Source organism: Streptomyces sp. NPDC111628 (genome assembly GCF_055635195.1).
On sequence record NZ_JBVKBZ010000001.1, the window covers coordinates 328816 to 344593 of the forward strand.

Sequence of the window (15778 nt, forward strand, 5' to 3'; positions counted from 1 at the left end):
GTGGCCGGATCCCCTGGGGCGGGCGCGGGCCCGGTGCGGGGCCGACGCCTTCGGCGCCCGCCCCGCACCGGCTCGGTGCGGTCAGCCCTTGCCGAGCAGTGCGTTCATCTGCTCGATCTCCGCGCTCTGCGAGTCGATGATCTCTCCGGCCATCCTCTTGGCCGGTCCGTAGGCACCGTCGGCCTGCTCGGTCCTCGCCATCTCGACCGCGCCTTCGTGATGCCTGATCATCAGCTCCGTGAACGCGGTGTCGAAGGCCTTGCCCGAGGCGTCCGCGAGCCCGGTCATCTCCTCGGCCGTCATCATGCCGCCCGTGCCGCCCATGTCGTGCATGGAGTGGTCCATGGCACCCTCGGCGGGCACGTCCTCGCCCCACGAGGTCAGCCAGCCGGAGAGCGTCCTGATCTCCGGGTCCTGGGCCTTCTTGATGTCGGCGGCGAGCTTCCTCACCTCGGCCGACCGCGCACGGCCGGGGGCGAGGTCGGCCATCTCGACGGCCTGGCGGTGGTGGGGGATCATCCCCTTCGCGAAGGTGACGTCGGCGGCGTTGTGCTGCCCCTGTGACGCCGAGGCCGACGCCGATGCCGGGGCGGAGGGGGATGTGGTGGCGGCGCGGCCGCCGTGCCCGGCCGAGCCGTCGTCGCCGCTGCCGCCACAGGCGGCCAGAACCAGTGCTGCCGCGCCCGCGGCGGCCGCAACGGCAGTGCGGCGCAGGAGGAAACGCTTGCGGATCATGGTGGTGCAACTCCTTGACGCGCGCCGTCGCGCGGCACGCGGTGGGAACGGATGTATGGGCGCGCAAGCACGGCACCCGTCACCGGCGAGAGCCGGGCGCACGGGAGCCGGGCGGGCCGCTCTATATCCGCAGGAGTTGCAGCTCGGAGAGGTCGGGCGGAGCCCGGCCGTCGTGCGGCGCCCCCGGGAACGCCCCGGCGGGCGTGGGGTCCGCGGGCGCGTCCGGCAGGGCGCCGGTCAGCGCGGGCGGCGTGTACGCCGAACCGGTGCCGGCCGCCGCACACGTCCCGTCGGCATGATCGAGGTGGCCCGATCCGCCGTCCGGGTGCGTGCATTCCCCGTCCACGTGCGGAACGCCGTCCGCCGCGGTCGTCACCATCCCGTGAGCAGTACCCGCCTGACCCGGCGGCATCGCACCGGGGGCGAGGCCGTGCATGCCCAGCACACCGGCCAGCACCGCCAGCACCAGCAGCACGAACAGCCGCCCGGCCGGACGGCTGCTGGATCGGGTGCTCCTGGTCACGCGCTCATCGTACGGGCCTCCCTTGGCGCGCCCTCGTAAGAGACCATCAGGTCACGCGAACACCACCTGGAGGAACCGGTGTCACACCCGCGACCGCCCACCCCCGAGGAGACGCTCGCCGACGCGAAGAAGCGGCTGAGCCTCCCGCGCATCGTCGTGATCTGCGGCTCCACCCGCTTCATGGCCGAGATGGCCGAGGCCGATCTGCGGGAGACCGAAGCCGGAAGGATCGTCGTCAAACCGGGCTGTGACCTGAAGTCGCCGCACCCGCTCTGGTCCGACCCCGTAGAGGCCGAGGCGCTGAAGGCTCGACTCGACGAGCTGCACCGGGCGAAGATCCGGCTCGCCGACGAGGTGCTCGTGGTCGGCGACTACATCGGGGACAGCACCCGGGCCGAAATCGCCTACGCCCGGTCGCTGGGCAAGCCCCTGCGGTTCACGCACCCCGAAGTCGACCCTGACGCCTGACCGGGGCGATCTCGGCGATCAGTCCTTCGACCAGGGTCTTGATCTCGTCGCGGATGGGGCGGACGGCCTCCACGCCCTGGCCGGCCGGGTCGTCGAGCTTCCAGTCGAGGTAGCGCTTGCCGGGGAAGACGGGGCAGGTGTCGCCGCAGCCCATGGTGATGCAGACGTCCGACTCGCGGACCGCGTCGACGGTGAGGATCTTCGGCGTCTCCTTGGCGATGTCGATGCCGACCTCGGCCATCGCCTCGACGGCGGCCGGGTTGACCCGATCGCCGGGGGCGGAGCCGGCGGAGCGGACCTCGACGCGGTCGCCGGCCAGGTGGGCCAGCCAGGCCGCGGCCATCTGGGAGCGGCCGGCGTTGTGTACGCAGACGAACAGGACGGACGGCTTGTCGGCCATGGTGGTCGTTCTCTCTCGTCGCACGGCGGAACGCGGCCGCCGATGACTTCAGCCCTCGCTGGTATCAGCGAGCAGTGATGTGAGAATATCAGCGCATGCTGACTTCAGTCGATCCTGATGTGATCCGGGCGCTCGGTGATCCGCTGCGCCTTCGGATCGTGACCCTCCTGGCGCGCGAGACGCTCTGCACGACGCACCTGGTCGAGGAGACCGGAGCCAGGCAGACCAACCTCTCCAACCACATGAAGGTGCTGCGCGAGGCCGGGATCGTGGAGACCGAGCCCTGCGGCCGCTTCACCTACTACAAGCTCAAGCCCGAGGTCCTGGCCGGTCTTTCCGGGCAGTTCGCCGAACTCGCCGCCTCCGCCCGCACCGCCGCCGAGAACAAGAGGGCCTGCCCGTGACCTCCACCGAGCCCGTCACCTCCGCGCAGGCCGGGGGCGGCGACGACTCGATCGTCAAGAAGCTCTCCACCCTCGACCGCTACCTGGCGGTGTGGATCCTCATCGCGATGGCCGTCGGCCTCGGCCTCGGGCGGGTGATCCCCGGACTGGACGACGCGCTGGCGAAGGTGGAGATCGGCGGCATCTCCCTGCCCATCGCCCTCGGTCTGCTGATCATGATGTACCCGGTCCTGGCGAAGGTCCGCTACGACCGGCTGGACGCGGTCACCGGCGACCGGCGGCTGATGATCTCCTCCCTGGTCGTCAACTGGCTGCTCGGTCCGGCGGTGATGTTCGCGCTGGCATGGATCTTCCTGCCGGACCTCCCCGAGTACCGCACCGGACTGATCGTCGTGGGCCTGGCCCGCTGCATCGCCATGGTGATCATCTGGAACGACCTCGCCTGCGGCGACCGCGAGGCCGCGGCCGTGCTCGTCGCGCTCAACTCGGTCTTCCAGGTCCTGGCGTTCGGCCTGCTGGGCTGGTTCTACCTCGACCTGCTGCCCGGCTGGCTCGGCCTCGGCGACGGCGAGCACCTGGACATCTCGATGTGGGAGATCGCCTTCAACGTGGTCGTCTTCCTCGGCGTCCCGCTGCTGGCCGGCTTCCTGACCCGCCGGATCGGCGAGAAGAAGATGGGCCGGGAGGGCTACGAGTCCCGCTTCCTGCCGAAGATCGGCCCCTGGGCGCTGTACGGGCTGCTGTTCACGATCGTCGTCCTCTTCGCCCTCCAGGGCGGGACCATCACCTCCCAGCCCCTGGACGTGGCCCGCATCGCGCTGCCGCTGCTGGTGTACTTCGCGGTCATGTTCTTCGGCACCTTCCTCCTCGGCAAGGGCCTCGGCCTGGCCTACGACCGCACCACGACCCTCGCCTTCACGGCGGCGGGCAACAACTTCGAACTGGCCATCGCGGTCGCCATCGCGACCTTCGGCGTCACCTCCGGCCAGGCGCTGTCCGGAGTCGTCGGCCCGCTCATCGAGGTCCCGGTGCTGATCGGTCTCGTCCACGTCGCGCTCGCCTGGCGAAGCAGATTCGCGTCCGACGCGGTGACGACGACCCCGTGACCAGGCGGGCGGGGATGGAGGAGACCGGCGGCCAGCCGCGCAGGTCGGGCATGGCGGCCATGAACTTCTCCCGGCTGGTGCCGACGCCGGTCTTCCTGGCCGGACTGGCCGTCAGCATGATCGGCCTGGCCTATGCGCTGCGCACACTGACGGTGGGGCCGAGCGCTACCGCTGGGAGGAAGTGCTGGAGCTGCTGGGCCCCAGGCCGTCCCCGCAGTCGTGATCAGCCTGCTCCGCGTGGTGGTGCCAGGCGTGCGCCTCGGTGAAGCGGGTCAGGAGTAGCGGAGGGTCTGGCCGCTTCCGAGTCGCCTCAGGCCCATGGACTCCAGCGACTTGTCCTGTTCCCGACGTTGATCAAAGGCGCGCAGCTCGTCGACCGCTGAGGACGGCAGCGAGTCCGACACCTCGGCGATCAAGGTCCGGAGCGATGTGCCGAGCAGGGACGCGGCGTCGTTGAGGGCCACGAGCGGGTACAGGTTCTCGCGGGCGTCGTCGAGGCGTACTTGCGCCATGCCGACGGCGACGAGGCCGCGGCGCAGCGTGTCCACGGACCCGGCACGGACCGCGGCCGAGGCCATGCGCTGCCCGTACACGCTGAGCACGGACGCGCTCCGGGTGTCGAGGTCGTCGATCGCCCGTTGCCGGACCGGGGCGGGGCTCCTCATGTACGACGTGATCACCGCCTCGACGGTGGCGTCCCGTTCGTGGGGGAGGCGAAGGCCCAGATAGCCGTTGAAGCGGCGGTCCTTGAGGCGGGCCACGGGTACGGGCGGGACCCCGGGGCCCCGCCCGTCGGAGGAAGAGCGCCGACTCAGGGCCACACCAGGCAGTACGGCTGATGCCCCGCCTCGTGCAGCCGGTGTGAGAAGTCCTGCCACTCGTGCAGCAGCTGGTACACGTTGAACGCGTCCCTCGGGCCGCCGCGGTCCGGGACCGTGGACCATATGAAGGCCGCCGCGCCGACCGCCTCCTCGCCGATGCCGCGCAAGGGGTCGACCACGGTCATCGGGAGTTTGACGACCGCGTAGTCGGGGTGCAGGACGACCAGTTCCAGCGGGGGCACCTTGTGCAGGGGCACGCCCTCGATGCCGGTGAGGACCATGGCGGCCATGGTCTCCGGCTTGATCTTGGTGAACATGCCGTTCATCCCGAGCTCGTCGCCGCCCAGTTCCTCGGGGCGCATCGAGATCGGGACGCGGGCCGCGGTCGCGCCGTCGGGCGCGCCGAAGTACTTGTAGGTCACCCCCACCCGACCACCATTCCCGCTCCCCGCCCCCAGCCGGTCGGCCCGCCGGTCGAGCCGGTCGGGCTCGCCCGGGGTGCCGTGTGCCTGACGTGCTTCGGACGCTTCCTCCGCCTCGCGTCGGTGCCTTCCCCGCCGGGCACGTCGAGGACCCAGGTCATCGGTCCCCTCGCCCAGTCCGCCACCGCGATGCATATCTCCACCCGACTGCTTTTCTAGGACGCGGGGCCCCCGCCGCGCAACCCGATCATCGTGTCAGTGACCTCCCCCACGGCCGCTCGCCGAAACGTGCGGTGGGACATATGCCCGCCGGACGGTCGGCAGCCCCGTCCGCGTCGCCCCGGTGAGCTGCGTGGATGAGTTCCAGTCTGGCAGACGGCACGGCATTGGGGGCGGTTGTCTACCCTTGACGAAGTCACCCTGGGCAACCAGAGGCCGCGCAGGGTCCGATACGTCGGAGAAGGTCGAGAAGGTCGGAGAAGTCGCAGGTCATGAGCGAACTGGCATATCCATACGAAGCACCGGCCTCGCAGGCTCTGTTCGACCGCGCCGCGGCCGTCACGCCCGGCGGTGTGAACTCCCCGGTACGCGCCTTCCGCGCCGTCGGCGGCACGCCCCGGTTCATGGTGTCCGGCGCCGGGCCGTATCTGACCGACGCCGACGGGCGTGAGTACGTCGACCTGGTCTGCTCCTGGGGGCCGATGATCCTCGGGCACGCGCACCCCGAGGTGATCGCCGCCGTGCAGGAGGCCGTCGCGCGCGGGACGTCCTTCGGTACGCCCGCCGAGGGCGAGGTCGCGCTCGCCGAGGCCATGGTCGAGCGGGTCGCGCCGCTGGAGGAGGTCCGCCTCGTGTCCAGCGGGACCGAGGCCACCATGTCCGCCATCCGGCTCGCCCGCGGGTTCACCCGGCGCACCAAGGTGATCAAGTTCGCCGGGTGCTACCACGGTCACGTCGACTCGCTGCTCGCCGCCGCCGGCTCCGGCGTCGCGACCTTCGCGCTGCCCGACACCCCCGGCGTCACCGGGGCCCAGGCGAGCGACACGATCGTGCTGCCGTACAACGACCTCGATGCCGTGCACGCCGTCTTCGCCGCCCACCCCGGCGAGATCGCCTGCCTGATCACGGAGGCCTCGCCCGGCAACATGGGCGTCGTGCCGCCGCTGCCCGGGTTCAACCAGGGCCTCAAGGACGCCTGCGCCGCGGACGGCGCGCTGTTCGTGTCCGACGAGGTCATGACCGGGTTCCGGACCAGCCGCGCCGGGTGGTACGGGGTGGAGGGGGTCGTGCCCGATCTCATGACCTTCGGGAAGGTGATGGGAGGCGGATTCCCCGCCGCCGCGTTCGGGGGGCGGGCGGATGTCATGGCGCACCTCGCGCCGGCCGGGCCCGTCTACCAGGCCGGCACCCTCTCCGGGAACCCGGTCGCCACCGCCGCCGGGCTCGCCCAGCTGCGGCTCCTCGACGACGCCGCGTACGACACCGTCGACGCCGTGTCCGCGCGGATCCAGTCGCTCGTGACCGAGGCGCTCACCAAGGAGGGCGTCGCGCACACGCTCCAGAACGCCTCCAACATGTTCTCCGTGTTCTTCACCGACCGGCCGGTCGTCAACTACGAGGACGCGAAGGCGCAGGAGTCCTTCCGGTTCACCGCCTTCTTCCACTCCCTCCTCTCGAACGGCGTCTACCTGCCGCCGTCCTCCTTCGAGTCCTGGTTCGTGTCCACCGCCCACGACGAGCGGGCCGTCCAGCGCATCGCCGACGCCCTCCCGGCGGCGGCCCGCGCGGCCGCGGAGGCGACGGCATGAGCGACCACGGCAACCACGACCGCGACGAAGAGCTGACCGTCGTCCACGTCATGCGGCACGGCGAGGTCGAGAACCCCACCGGTGTCCTGTACGGGCGGCTGCCCGGCTACCACCTCTCCGAGCTGGGCCGGCGGATGGCCGAGCGGGTCGCCGAGCACCTCGCGCCCCGCGACGTGACGTACGTCGTGGCCTCCCCGCTGGAGCGGGCGCAGGAGACGGCGACCCCGATCGCCAAGACGCACGGGCTCGACCTCGACACCGACACCCGCCTCATCGAGGCCGACAACGTCTTCCAGGGCAAGACCTTCGGCATCGGTGACGGCGCGCTGCGCCGGCCCGCCAACTGGAAGCACGTGGTCAACCCGTTCAAGCCGTCCTGGGGCGAGCCGTACGTCGACCAGGTCGTGCGGATGAAGGGCGCGATCGACGCCGCACGGGACCGGGCGCGCGGGCACGAGGCCGTGGTCGTCAGCCACCAGCTGCCGATCTGGATCCTGCGGTCCTACGTCGAGCGGCGGCGGCTGTGGCACGACCCGCGCAAGCGGCAGTGCACGCTGGCGTCCCTGACGACGTTCACCTACCGGGGTGACCGGATCGTCTCCGTCGGCTACACCGAGCCCGCCCGCGACCTCGTCCCGGCCCACCTCCTCTCGGGGGCCAAGCCGGTGAAGGGGCAGGGGAAGGCGTACGGGGCCTGACGGTCGCCCCGGGCCCGGCTCCCGGGCCCGGCCCCCGGGCCTCGGCTCCTTTCTGTGGGTCCGCTGTCCACTGTTACCCAACCCGCACAAATTTCCGGAACCCGCTCGTTCGTCGCGTCCTCTCACCTAGTGACCACCAAGGACGCGACGAACGAGGTTGCGATGCGCACTTCCAACCGCACTCTCACCCGCAGGGGAATGCTCGGACTCGGCGCGGGGGCCGCGGCGGCGGTCGGGCTCGCGGGCTGCGGCACCGGTTCCCACCCCTCGTCGGACGGCTCGCACCAGGCCGGTGACGCCGGGAAACCGTCGCCCTCCGGCAGCAGCAAGGCCCCGGCGAAGCCCATCGGCGACGGCTCCACGTCGTACACCGGCAAGCAGCCGCATCAGCCGGACGCCCCCGTGCCGCTGGAACCCGGCCAGACGCCGCCGCAGTTCGTCGTCTTCTCCTGGGACGGCGCCGGCGAGGTCGGCAACGGGCTCTTCCCCCGCTTCCTGGACCTGGCCCAGGAGCACGGCGCGCACATGACGTTCTTCCTCTCGGGCCTGTACCTGCTGCCCGAGTCGAAGAAGCGCCTCTACGACCCGCCGAACAACCCGCGCGGCGCCTCCGACATCGGCTACCTCACCGACGAGCACATCAAGGCGACGCTCACCAACGTCCGCCGGGCCTGGCTGGACGGGCACGAGATCGGCACCCACTTCAACGGCCACTTCTGCGGGGGCGGCGGCAGCGTCGGCAACTGGACGTCCGCGCAGTGGCGCAGCGAGATCGACCAGGCGAAGTCCTTCGTCAAGGAGTGGCGGACCAACAGCGGCTGGACCGACCTGCCGTCCCTGCCCTTCGACTACGACAAGGAGCTCGTCGGCGGCCGCACGCCCTGTCTGCTCGGCCAGGACAAGCTGCTGCCCACCGCCCGCGAGCTGGGCTGGCGCTACGACGCCTCCTCGCCCGGCGGCCGCCAGGTGTGGCCGGTGAAGAAGGACGGGATCTGGGACCTGCCGTTGCAGCAGATACCTTTCCCCGGCCACTCCTTCGAGGTCCTCTCGATGGACTACAACATCCTCGCCAACCAGTCGGTCAACTCGACCAAGGCCCCCGCGCACAACTACCCGGGCTGGCGCGAACAGGCCACGAAGGCGTACATATCCGGCTTCAAGCGGGCATACGAGTCGAACCGGGCACCCTTCTTCGTCGGCAACCACTTCGAGGAGTGGAACGGCGGCATCTACATGGACGCCGTGGAGAACGCCCTCAAGCACATCGCGCGGGAGAAGGAGAAGGGCGAGGACATCCGGCTGGTCTCCTTCCGCCAGTTCACCGACTGGCTGGACGTGCAGAAGCCCGAGGTGCTCGCCAAACTGCGGACCGTCGAGGTGGGGCAGCAGCCGGCCGGGGGCTGGAACGCCTTCCTGAAGGACACCTCCGCCCCGGGCTCGACACCCAGCGGGAACGCCGCCTGAGATGCGGGTTTCCGGCCGCGAGGGGGGTGCGCAAGATCCTCGGAACGGACATGCGAAACTTTTCACATGAGTGCCGCCAGCCGCGCCCCCCTGCGCTCGAACCGCTCGAACCGCACCACCGAGCGCACCGTCGAGCGCATCACCGACGCCCGCGCCCGCGTCCGTAGCCGGGCCGCCCGGGCCGCCGTCGGCGCGGCCGCCGCGGCGCTCCTCGTGTCCGCGTGCAGCTCCGGCGGCACCTCGGGCGGCGGCGGCCAGACCGGTTTCATCACCGGCTCCGACGGCATCGCCACCGCGAAGAAGGGCGAGCGCGCCGACGCCCCCGAGCTGTCCGGCGAGACCGTCGACGGGGGACAGGTCGACGTCGCCGACTACCGGGGCAAGGTCGTCGTCCTCAACGTCTGGGGCTCGTGGTGCCCGCCCTGCCGCGCCGAGGCCAAGAACTTCGAGAAGGTCTACCAGGACGTCAAGGACCAGGGCGTCCAGTTCGTCGGCATCAACACCCGCGACACCTCCACCGGCCCGGCCCGCGCCTTCGAGAAGGACTACGGCGTCACCTACCCGAGCCTGTACGACCCGGCGGGCAGACTGATGCTGCGCTTCGAGAAGGGCACCCTCAACCCGCAGGCCGTCCCCTCCACGCTCATCATCGACCGGGAGGGCAAGGTCGCCGCGCGCACCCTCCAGGCGCTCAGCGAGGAGAAGCTGCGCAAGATGCTCGCCCCGTACCTCCAGCCGGAGAAGTGACGTGTCCGCAGTGACCACCCTCGCCGCCGAGGGCTACAACGGCACGGTGCTGAACGGCGCCCTGCTCGTGGCCCTCCCCATCGCGCTCCTCGGCGGCCTGGTCTCCTTCTTCTCGCCCTGCGTCCTGCCGCTCGTCCCCGGCTACCTCTCCTACGTGACCGGCGTCACCGGCACGGACCTCGGCGAGGCCCGGCGCGGCCGGATGGTCGCCGGAGCCTCCCTCTTCGTCCTCGGCTTCACCGCCGTCTTCGTCTCCAGCGGGGCGCTCTTCGGCTACTTCGGCTCCACGCTCCAGGAGGAACGCTCCACCCTGACCAAGGTGCTCGGCGTGCTCATGATCCTCATGGGCGTCTTCTTCGTCGGCCTCATGCCCTGGTTCACCCAGCGCGAGTTCCGCTTCCACAAGCGCCCCGTGACCGGCCTGGTCGGCGCGCCGCTGCTGGGCGCGCTGTTCGGCATCGGCTGGACGCCCTGCATCGGTCCGACCCTCGCGTCCGTCCTCGCGCTCTCCGCCGACCAGGGCACCGCCGGCCGCGGCGCCATACTGACCGTCGCGTACTGCGTCGGCCTCGGCGTGCCCTTCGTGCTCGCCGCGGTCGCCTTCCGCAAGGCGCTCGGCGCCTTCGGCTGGATCAAGCGCCACTATGTCTGGGTGATGCGAATCGGCGGCGCCATGATGATCGCGACCGGCGTGCTGCTGCTGACCGGCGCGTGGGACAGCATCGTGCAGGACATGCAGACCTGGTCCAACGGCTTCACTGTAGGGATCTGACCGATGAGCAACACCACCACGGGCAAGACCCCGACGACCGACGAGGAACAGGACCTCGGCGCCGCCGGCTCCCAGCTGTCCACCGCCCCCAAGGAGGAGGCCCCGAACCTCCCCTCGCTCGGCGTGATCGGCTGGGCCCGCTGGTTCTGGCGCCAGCTCACCTCCATGCGCGTCGCGCTGCTCCTGCTCCTGCTGCTGTCCCTGGGCGCGATCCCCGGGTCGCTGATCCCGCAGGACGGCGTCGACGCCATGAAGGTCCAGGAGTTCCGCGACAACCACGACCTCCTGGCGCCGGTCTACGACAAGCTCGGCCTCTTCCACGTCTACAGCTCGGTGTGGTTCTCCGCGATCTACATCCTGCTGTTCGTCTCCCTCATCGGCTGCATCGTCCCGCGCACCTGGCAGTTCGTCGGCCAGCTCCGCGGGCGTCCGCCCCGCGCCCCCCGGCGCCTGGACCGGCTGCCCGCCTACACCACCTGGCGCACCGGCGCCGAGCCCGAGGAGGTCCGCGAGGCCGCCCTGAAGCTGCTGAAGAAGCGCCGCTTCCGCGCGGACGCGGACCCCTCCGGTGACGCCGTCGCGGCCGAGAAGGGCTATCTGCGGGAGGTCGGCAACCTCGCCTTCCACATCGCGCTGATCGTGATGCTGATCGCCTTCGCCTGGGGCCAGCTGTTCAAGTACGAGGGCAACAAGCTGATCCTGGAGGGCGACGGCTTCTCCAACACGCTCACCCAGTACGACGACTTCAAGTCCGGGAACCTCTTCGACGCGGCCCACGACCTGGCCCCCTTCAGCTTCACCCTGAAGGACTTCCACGGCACCTACGAGGCGACCGGCCCCAACCGCGGCACCCCGCGCATCTACGAGGCCAAGGTCACCTACAGCGAGGGTGCCGACGGTGCCGAGAAGACGAAGACCGTCGAGGTCAACAAGCCGCTGAACGTCGACGGCTCCAAGGTGTACCTCGTCAGCCACGGCTACGCCCCCATCCTCACCGTCAAGGACGCCAAGGGCGACGTCGTGATGGACAAGCAGGCCGTCGCCCTGCTGCCGCTGGACGCCAACGTCACCTCCTCCGGCGCCGTCAAGGTCATGGACGGCTACCGCAACGCCAAGGGGGAGAAGGAGCAGCTCGGCTTCAACGCGTTCTTCCTGCCGACGTACGGCGGCAAGGGCAGCACGATGCTCTCCAGCTTCCCGGCGCTGATCAACCCGATGCTCGCGCTCTCCGCCTACCACGGGGACCTCGGCGTCGACGCGGGCATCCCGCAGAGCATCTACCAGCTCGACAAGACCAACCTGGAGGAGTTCAAGGGCTCCGACGGCAAGCTGTTCAAGCAGCAGCTCAAGGTCGGCGACACCATGACCCTCCCGAACGGCGCCGGCTCGGTCACCTTCAACGGCGTCCAGGAGTGGGCCGGCTTCCAGGTCACGCAGCAGCCCGGCAGCGGCTGGGCCCTCGGCGGTGCCGTCGTCGCCATCTTCGGCCTGGCCGGCTCCCTGTTCATCCAGCGCCGCCGGGTCTGGGTGCGGGCCGTGCGCGGCGCCGACGGCGTCACCGTCGTGGAGATGGCCGGCCTCGGCCGCAGCGAGTCCGCGAAGGTCCCCGAGGAACTCGGCGACCTCGCCGGAACCCTGTACGACCAGGCACCCGACGCACCCGACGGACCCGACGGACCCGAGAACGACGACACCCCCGATTCCCCCGACACCCACGTCGTACCTGCCGAAGGGGCTGAGAAGTGAATCTCGCCGCCGCAACCGAGTTGGCCGCCGCGACCAACGAGAACCTCGCGAACGTCAGCAACACGCTGATCTACTCCTCGATGGCCGTCTACACGCTGGCCTTCTTCGCGTACATCGCCGAGTGGCTCTTCGGCAGCCGCAGCAAGGTCGGCCGCACCGCCGCCGCGCTCACCAGCGACACGGCCGGTGCCAGGGTGAAGGCCGGGTCCGGCCCCGCGGTCACCGTGAAGAAGGCCGGCGGCACCGCCGTACTGGAGCGGCCCGAGGTCGTCGTACGGACCGCGTCCGGCACCCGTGACGTGCCCGACGGCCCCGGCGCGCACGGCGGCACCGAGAAGGGCGACCTGTACGGGCGGGTCGCCATCTCGCTCACGGTCCTCGCCTTCGCCATCGAGGCGGGCGGCGTCCTCACCCGCGCCCTGTCGGTGGAGCGGGCGCCGTGGGGCAACATGTACGAGTTCAACATCACGTTCACGACGGTCGCCGTCGGCGTGTACCTCGCGCTGCTCGCCCTGAGGAAGAACGTCCGCTGGCTCGGCCTGCCGCTGACCATCACGGTCCTGCTCGACCTCGGTCTCGCCGTCACGGTCCTCTACACCGCCAGCGACCAGCTCGTCCCGGCCCTGCACTCGTACTGGCTGTACATCCACGTCTCCACGGCGATCTTCTGCGGCGCGGTCTTCTACGTCGGCGCGGTCTCCACGATCCTGTACCTCTTCAAGGACAGCTTCGAGAACAAGCTCGCCTCCGGCGGCACCCCCGGCCGCTTCGCCAGCTCGGTCCTGGACCGGCTGCCCGCCGCGGCCTCCCTCGACAAGTTCGCCTACCGCGTCAACGCCGCCGTCTTCCCGCTGTGGACGTTCACGATCATCGCGGGCGCGATCTGGGCGGGCGACGCCTGGGGCCGCTACTGGGGCTGGGACCCCAAGGAGACCTGGTCCTTCATCACCTGGGTCGCCTACGCCTGCTACCTGCACGCCCGCGCCACCGCCGGCTGGAAGGGCCGCAAGGCCGCCTACCTGGCCCTGATCGCCTTCGGCTGCTGGCTGTTCAACTACTACGGCGTCAACATCTTCGTCTCCGGCAAGCACTCCTACGCGGACGTCGGCCTGGGTGCCCTCCAGTCCGTCGGCTTCTGAACAAGGCACGGCGAAAGGCCGGTTCCCGTGACCCAGGTCACCGGAGCCGGCCTTTCGTGTGTGCCGTCCGGGAACCGTGGGAGTCGTACTTCGACGGCGGCGACGGGCGCCTGCACGCGGGCGGCGTCCTGCTCACCGAGCGGTGGGCGGCGGACCGAAGTCCCCGCGGGCGACGCCGGTGACGACGTCCCGCAGCCGTTCGACGTACAGCCGCAGGTTCTTGTGGGCGACGTCCGTGTCCGGATAGCGGCTCGCGAACCACAGTCCCTCGGGCAGCCGGGTGACCCAGGCGCACACCTGGTCGCCGTACGAGACCCTCAGCAGCGCGTACGCCGTCCGGTCCGGCCAGCTGTCGGCGCCGGGGACGCCACGGGCGTCCACGTACGACACGATCGAGTACAGGTCGGGCGAGGTCGGCCGGAAGTCCGTGCCGAGCAGGCGCAGCACGCGGTCGATCGGCATGCGGGACAGCCGCCGGTTGGCCTGGAGTTCGGCGCGGACGGTGGCGAGGGCGCTGGGGAAGTCGTGGGCCCGGTCCACCGGGACCTCGATCGGGGCGCCGCCGACGTACCAGCCGACGGACTCCGTCCACTGGGACCGCGACCGGGTGTGGAAGGGCACGACCGTGCGGTACACGGGCTCGCCGCCGATCTCGTGGACGATCAGCGCGGTCGCGGCCAGCACGCCGACCAGGCTGCCCCCGTAGGGACGGCAGTACGCCTCGAACGCGGCGGCGTCGGCCGCGTCCACCAACGGCTCGCGCAGCAGCCGCTGTTCGGGCAGCGGGTCGCCGGTCCTGACGCCGAGGTCGACGGGGAAGGACGGCAGCCGCCCGTCGCAGCGGCGGATGAACTCCCGCCAGCGGGCGACGATGTCGTGGCCGCCGTCGATCCGGTCCGCGTCCGCCCGCTCCGCCTCGCAGAAGTCGACGTAGGAGCCCACCCGGGGGTGCGGCACGGTCCGCCCCGCGACTCCTGCGGCGTACAACTCGCCGACCTCGGCGGGGATGCGGTAGATGGAGTACGCGTCGACGTTGCTGTGGTCGAAGGCCATGTAGACGCTGACGCCGTCGTCGCGGACGACCGCCGTGTAGATGAGGTTGGGCCAGCGCAGCGCGTCCGCGACCCGGTCGAAGCGGTCCTGGAGGTGCCGGGCCAGCTCGGCCGCGTCCGGAAAGTCGCCGACCTCCTCGCGGTGCAGCGCCACGGCGTCCGCGTCGAGCGTGAACCGCCGCATCGTGTCGCCGCTTTCGCCGCTCCACCGGAAACCGCTGCGCAGCGTCTCGTGCCGCAGCGTCCAGGCCCGCAACGCCTCCTGGAGCACGTCGAGATCGACCGGCCCCGGGATGTCGAAGGCGGCCCCGAGCCAGGTCGGCACGAACAGGCCGTCCTCGCGCACCGACCGTGCCGTCCGGATGTGCGACTCCTGGATGTACGCGGGCGGGCGCGCGTCCTCGGGCAGCGCCGCCGCGATGTCGAGCGTCGCGGGACTGAGCGTCCACTCGACGAGGCGCCCGGGCCGGATCTCGCAGCGCTGGATGTCGGTCATTCGCACGAGGAGGTCTCCGTTCGCAGATGTACAGACCCGACCAAGGGAATGCCGTCTCCGCGGCCGCGCACCTGGTGTGTCGACACTGTTCAACGGAACGGATGGCCTCTCGAACGCCGATACGCCCCCACAGTCCGTGCACCCTTCACCAGTCCCCCCTGCACCCTTCACCCCGCACTCCAGCCTCGCTTCACCTCTCACTCCAGATAGGCGTGCAGGGCGCCCGCCCCCGCCAGCATCGCCCGCGTCCGCGCGGTGAGGGCCTGCCCGCGGGCCTCGACCGCCGCCCGCAGCGCCGCGCTGCTGCCCGCCCGCCGCAGGTCTTCCAGCACGGGCCGGATCTGCTCGAAGAGGTGGTGACTGCGGCGCAGGGTGCGCACCACCCGCGCGTCCCGCACGTCGGCGGGCCCGTACACGCGGTACCCGGTGCCGTGTTCCCGCCCGGGCACGAGCAGCCCCGCCGCCTCCCACACCCGCAGCGCGGAGGTCCGTACGCCGACCAGCGCGGCCACCTCGCCGATACGCAGTTCGTGCGGCCCGTGCGGCCCGTCGCCGGAGGGGGCCCGGGCCGCGGTGGCCTCCTGACCGGCCGGCCGCTCCAGCGCGTCCAGCGCCTCGCCCGCGGCCCGCAGCGCGACCCGCTCCTCGTGCAGCGCGGCGTGCGCGGCGTCCACCAGCGCGAGGGCACCGGCCACGTCCCCGGCGTGCACCGCCCGCATGACCCGCGTCGCCGTCACCGCCCCGTACCCCGGCTGCAACGCCCGGTACGTCAGCAGCGCGTCCCGGTGCCGCTCCCCGAACACCCGGTACCCGGCGTCGGTGCGTCCGGCCGGGGGCAGGACACCGGCGTCCTCGTAATTGCGGACCTGCTGCGTCGACAGCCCGGCCGCCCGGGCCAGATCGACGGTACGCAGACGACGCTCGCGGCTACTCACCGGGCGCAGCCTATGCGGGACCGGGGCGGCCATAATGCAGGC

Annotated in this window: 17 protein-coding genes; 10 read left to right on the forward strand and 7 right to left on the reverse strand. The window is 71.1% G+C overall.

Annotation, left to right across the window (positions count from 1 at the left end; translation table 11 throughout):
* Positions 1 to 81: 81 nt before the first annotated feature.
* Positions 82 to 735 (reverse strand): DUF305 domain-containing protein, encoded by a 654-nt coding sequence (locus ACZ7MF_RS01595; RefSeq protein ID WP_471473885.1) that lies wholly within the window; start codon positions 733 to 735, stop codon positions 82 to 84.
* A 121-nt stretch (positions 736 to 856) separates the two neighbouring features.
* Positions 857 to 1258 carry a DUF6153 family protein gene (locus ACZ7MF_RS01600; protein WP_471473886.1) on the reverse strand — a complete coding sequence of 134 codons (402 nt, stop codon included), beginning with the start codon at positions 1256 to 1258 and terminating at the stop codon, positions 857 to 859.
* 78 nt (positions 1259 to 1336) lie between these two features.
* Between ACZ7MF_RS01600 and ACZ7MF_RS01605 the strand changes: the two genes are divergently transcribed.
* A complete protein-coding gene (locus tag ACZ7MF_RS01605) occupies positions 1337 to 1726 on the forward strand; it encodes a hypothetical protein (protein ID WP_471473887.1) in 390 nt (129 codons plus the stop codon).
* Here the strand turns inward: ACZ7MF_RS01605 and ACZ7MF_RS01610 are convergent.
* Entirely contained in the window at positions 1695 to 2126 is a 432-nt protein-coding gene (locus ACZ7MF_RS01610) for an arsenate reductase ArsC (RefSeq protein ID WP_471473888.1), read from the reverse strand. The genes ACZ7MF_RS01605 and ACZ7MF_RS01610 overlap by 32 nt on opposite strands.
* Positions 2127 to 2221: 95 nt before the next feature.
* Here ACZ7MF_RS01610 and ACZ7MF_RS01615 point away from each other — a divergent pair, with 95 nt between their 5' ends.
* Entirely contained in the window at positions 2222 to 2530 is a 309-nt protein-coding gene (locus ACZ7MF_RS01615) for an ArsR/SmtB family transcription factor (protein WP_471473889.1), read from the forward strand.
* The gene (arsB, locus tag ACZ7MF_RS01620; protein WP_471473891.1) at positions 2527 to 3636 is read left to right on the forward strand and encodes an ACR3 family arsenite efflux transporter; all 1110 of its coding nucleotides are present in this window, start codon (positions 2527 to 2529) and stop codon (positions 3634 to 3636) included. The genes ACZ7MF_RS01615 and arsB overlap by 4 nt, the downstream gene beginning before the upstream one ends.
* Positions 3637 to 3908: 272 nt before the next feature.
* Here arsB and ACZ7MF_RS01625 read toward each other — a convergent pair whose 3' ends face one another.
* Together ACZ7MF_RS01625 and ACZ7MF_RS01630 are read right to left on the reverse strand one after the other, a co-directional pair.
* A complete protein-coding gene (locus ACZ7MF_RS01625) occupies positions 3909 to 4397 on the reverse strand; it encodes a hypothetical protein (RefSeq protein WP_471473892.1) in 489 nt (162 codons plus the stop codon).
* Positions 4398 to 4447: 50 nt separating this feature from the next.
* Positions 4448 to 4885, reverse strand: coding sequence for a hypothetical protein (locus ACZ7MF_RS01630; protein ID WP_003974483.1), 438 nt, complete (start codon positions 4883 to 4885; stop codon positions 4448 to 4450).
* A 485-nt stretch (positions 4886 to 5370) separates the two neighbouring features.
* Between ACZ7MF_RS01630 and hemL the strand changes: the two genes are divergently transcribed.
* The 7 genes from hemL (at position 5371) to ccsB (ending at position 13253) form a co-directional block, all read left to right on the forward strand.
* Entirely contained in the window at positions 5371 to 6687 is a 1317-nt protein-coding gene (hemL, locus tag ACZ7MF_RS01635) for a glutamate-1-semialdehyde 2,1-aminomutase (protein WP_471473893.1), read from the forward strand.
* Complete coding sequence (locus ACZ7MF_RS01640; RefSeq protein ID WP_471473895.1) at positions 6684 to 7385, forward strand: histidine phosphatase family protein; 702 nt, start codon at positions 6684 to 6686, stop codon at positions 7383 to 7385. Before hemL ends, ACZ7MF_RS01640 begins: the two co-directional genes overlap by 4 nt.
* A 162-nt stretch (positions 7386 to 7547) precedes the next feature.
* The gene (locus ACZ7MF_RS01645; protein WP_471473896.1) at positions 7548 to 8849 is read left to right on the forward strand and encodes a polysaccharide deacetylase family protein; all 1302 of its coding nucleotides are present in this window, start codon (positions 7548 to 7550) and stop codon (positions 8847 to 8849) included.
* Positions 8850 to 8915: 66 nt separating this feature from the next.
* Positions 8916 to 9596 (forward strand): TlpA family protein disulfide reductase, encoded by a 681-nt coding sequence (locus ACZ7MF_RS01650; protein WP_356855515.1) that lies wholly within the window; start codon positions 8916 to 8918, stop codon positions 9594 to 9596.
* 1 nt (position 9597) lies between these two features.
* Entirely contained in the window at positions 9598 to 10368 is a 771-nt protein-coding gene (locus tag ACZ7MF_RS01655) for a cytochrome c biogenesis CcdA family protein (protein ID WP_471473897.1), read from the forward strand.
* 3 nt (positions 10369 to 10371) lie between these two features.
* Positions 10372 to 12114 (forward strand): cytochrome c biogenesis protein ResB, encoded by a 1743-nt coding sequence (gene resB / locus ACZ7MF_RS01660; protein WP_471473899.1) that lies wholly within the window; start codon positions 10372 to 10374, stop codon positions 12112 to 12114.
* Entirely contained in the window at positions 12111 to 13253 is a 1143-nt protein-coding gene (gene ccsB, locus ACZ7MF_RS01665) for a c-type cytochrome biogenesis protein CcsB (protein WP_471473900.1), read from the forward strand. The genes resB and ccsB overlap by 4 nt, the downstream gene beginning before the upstream one ends.
* 132 nt (positions 13254 to 13385) lie before the next feature.
* On the opposite strand, the gene ACZ7MF_RS01670 is transcribed toward ccsB, so the two are convergent.
* Together ACZ7MF_RS01670 and ACZ7MF_RS01675 are read right to left on the reverse strand one after the other, a co-directional pair.
* Positions 13386 to 14807 (reverse strand): condensation domain-containing protein, encoded by a 1422-nt coding sequence (locus tag ACZ7MF_RS01670; RefSeq protein WP_471473901.1) that lies wholly within the window; start codon positions 14805 to 14807, stop codon positions 13386 to 13388.
* 191 nt (positions 14808 to 14998) lie between these two features.
* On the reverse strand, positions 14999 to 15736 hold the full coding sequence (locus tag ACZ7MF_RS01675; protein WP_471473903.1) for a MerR family transcriptional regulator: 738 nt from the start codon (positions 15734 to 15736) through the stop codon (positions 14999 to 15001).
* Positions 15737 to 15778 lie beyond the last annotated feature (42 nt).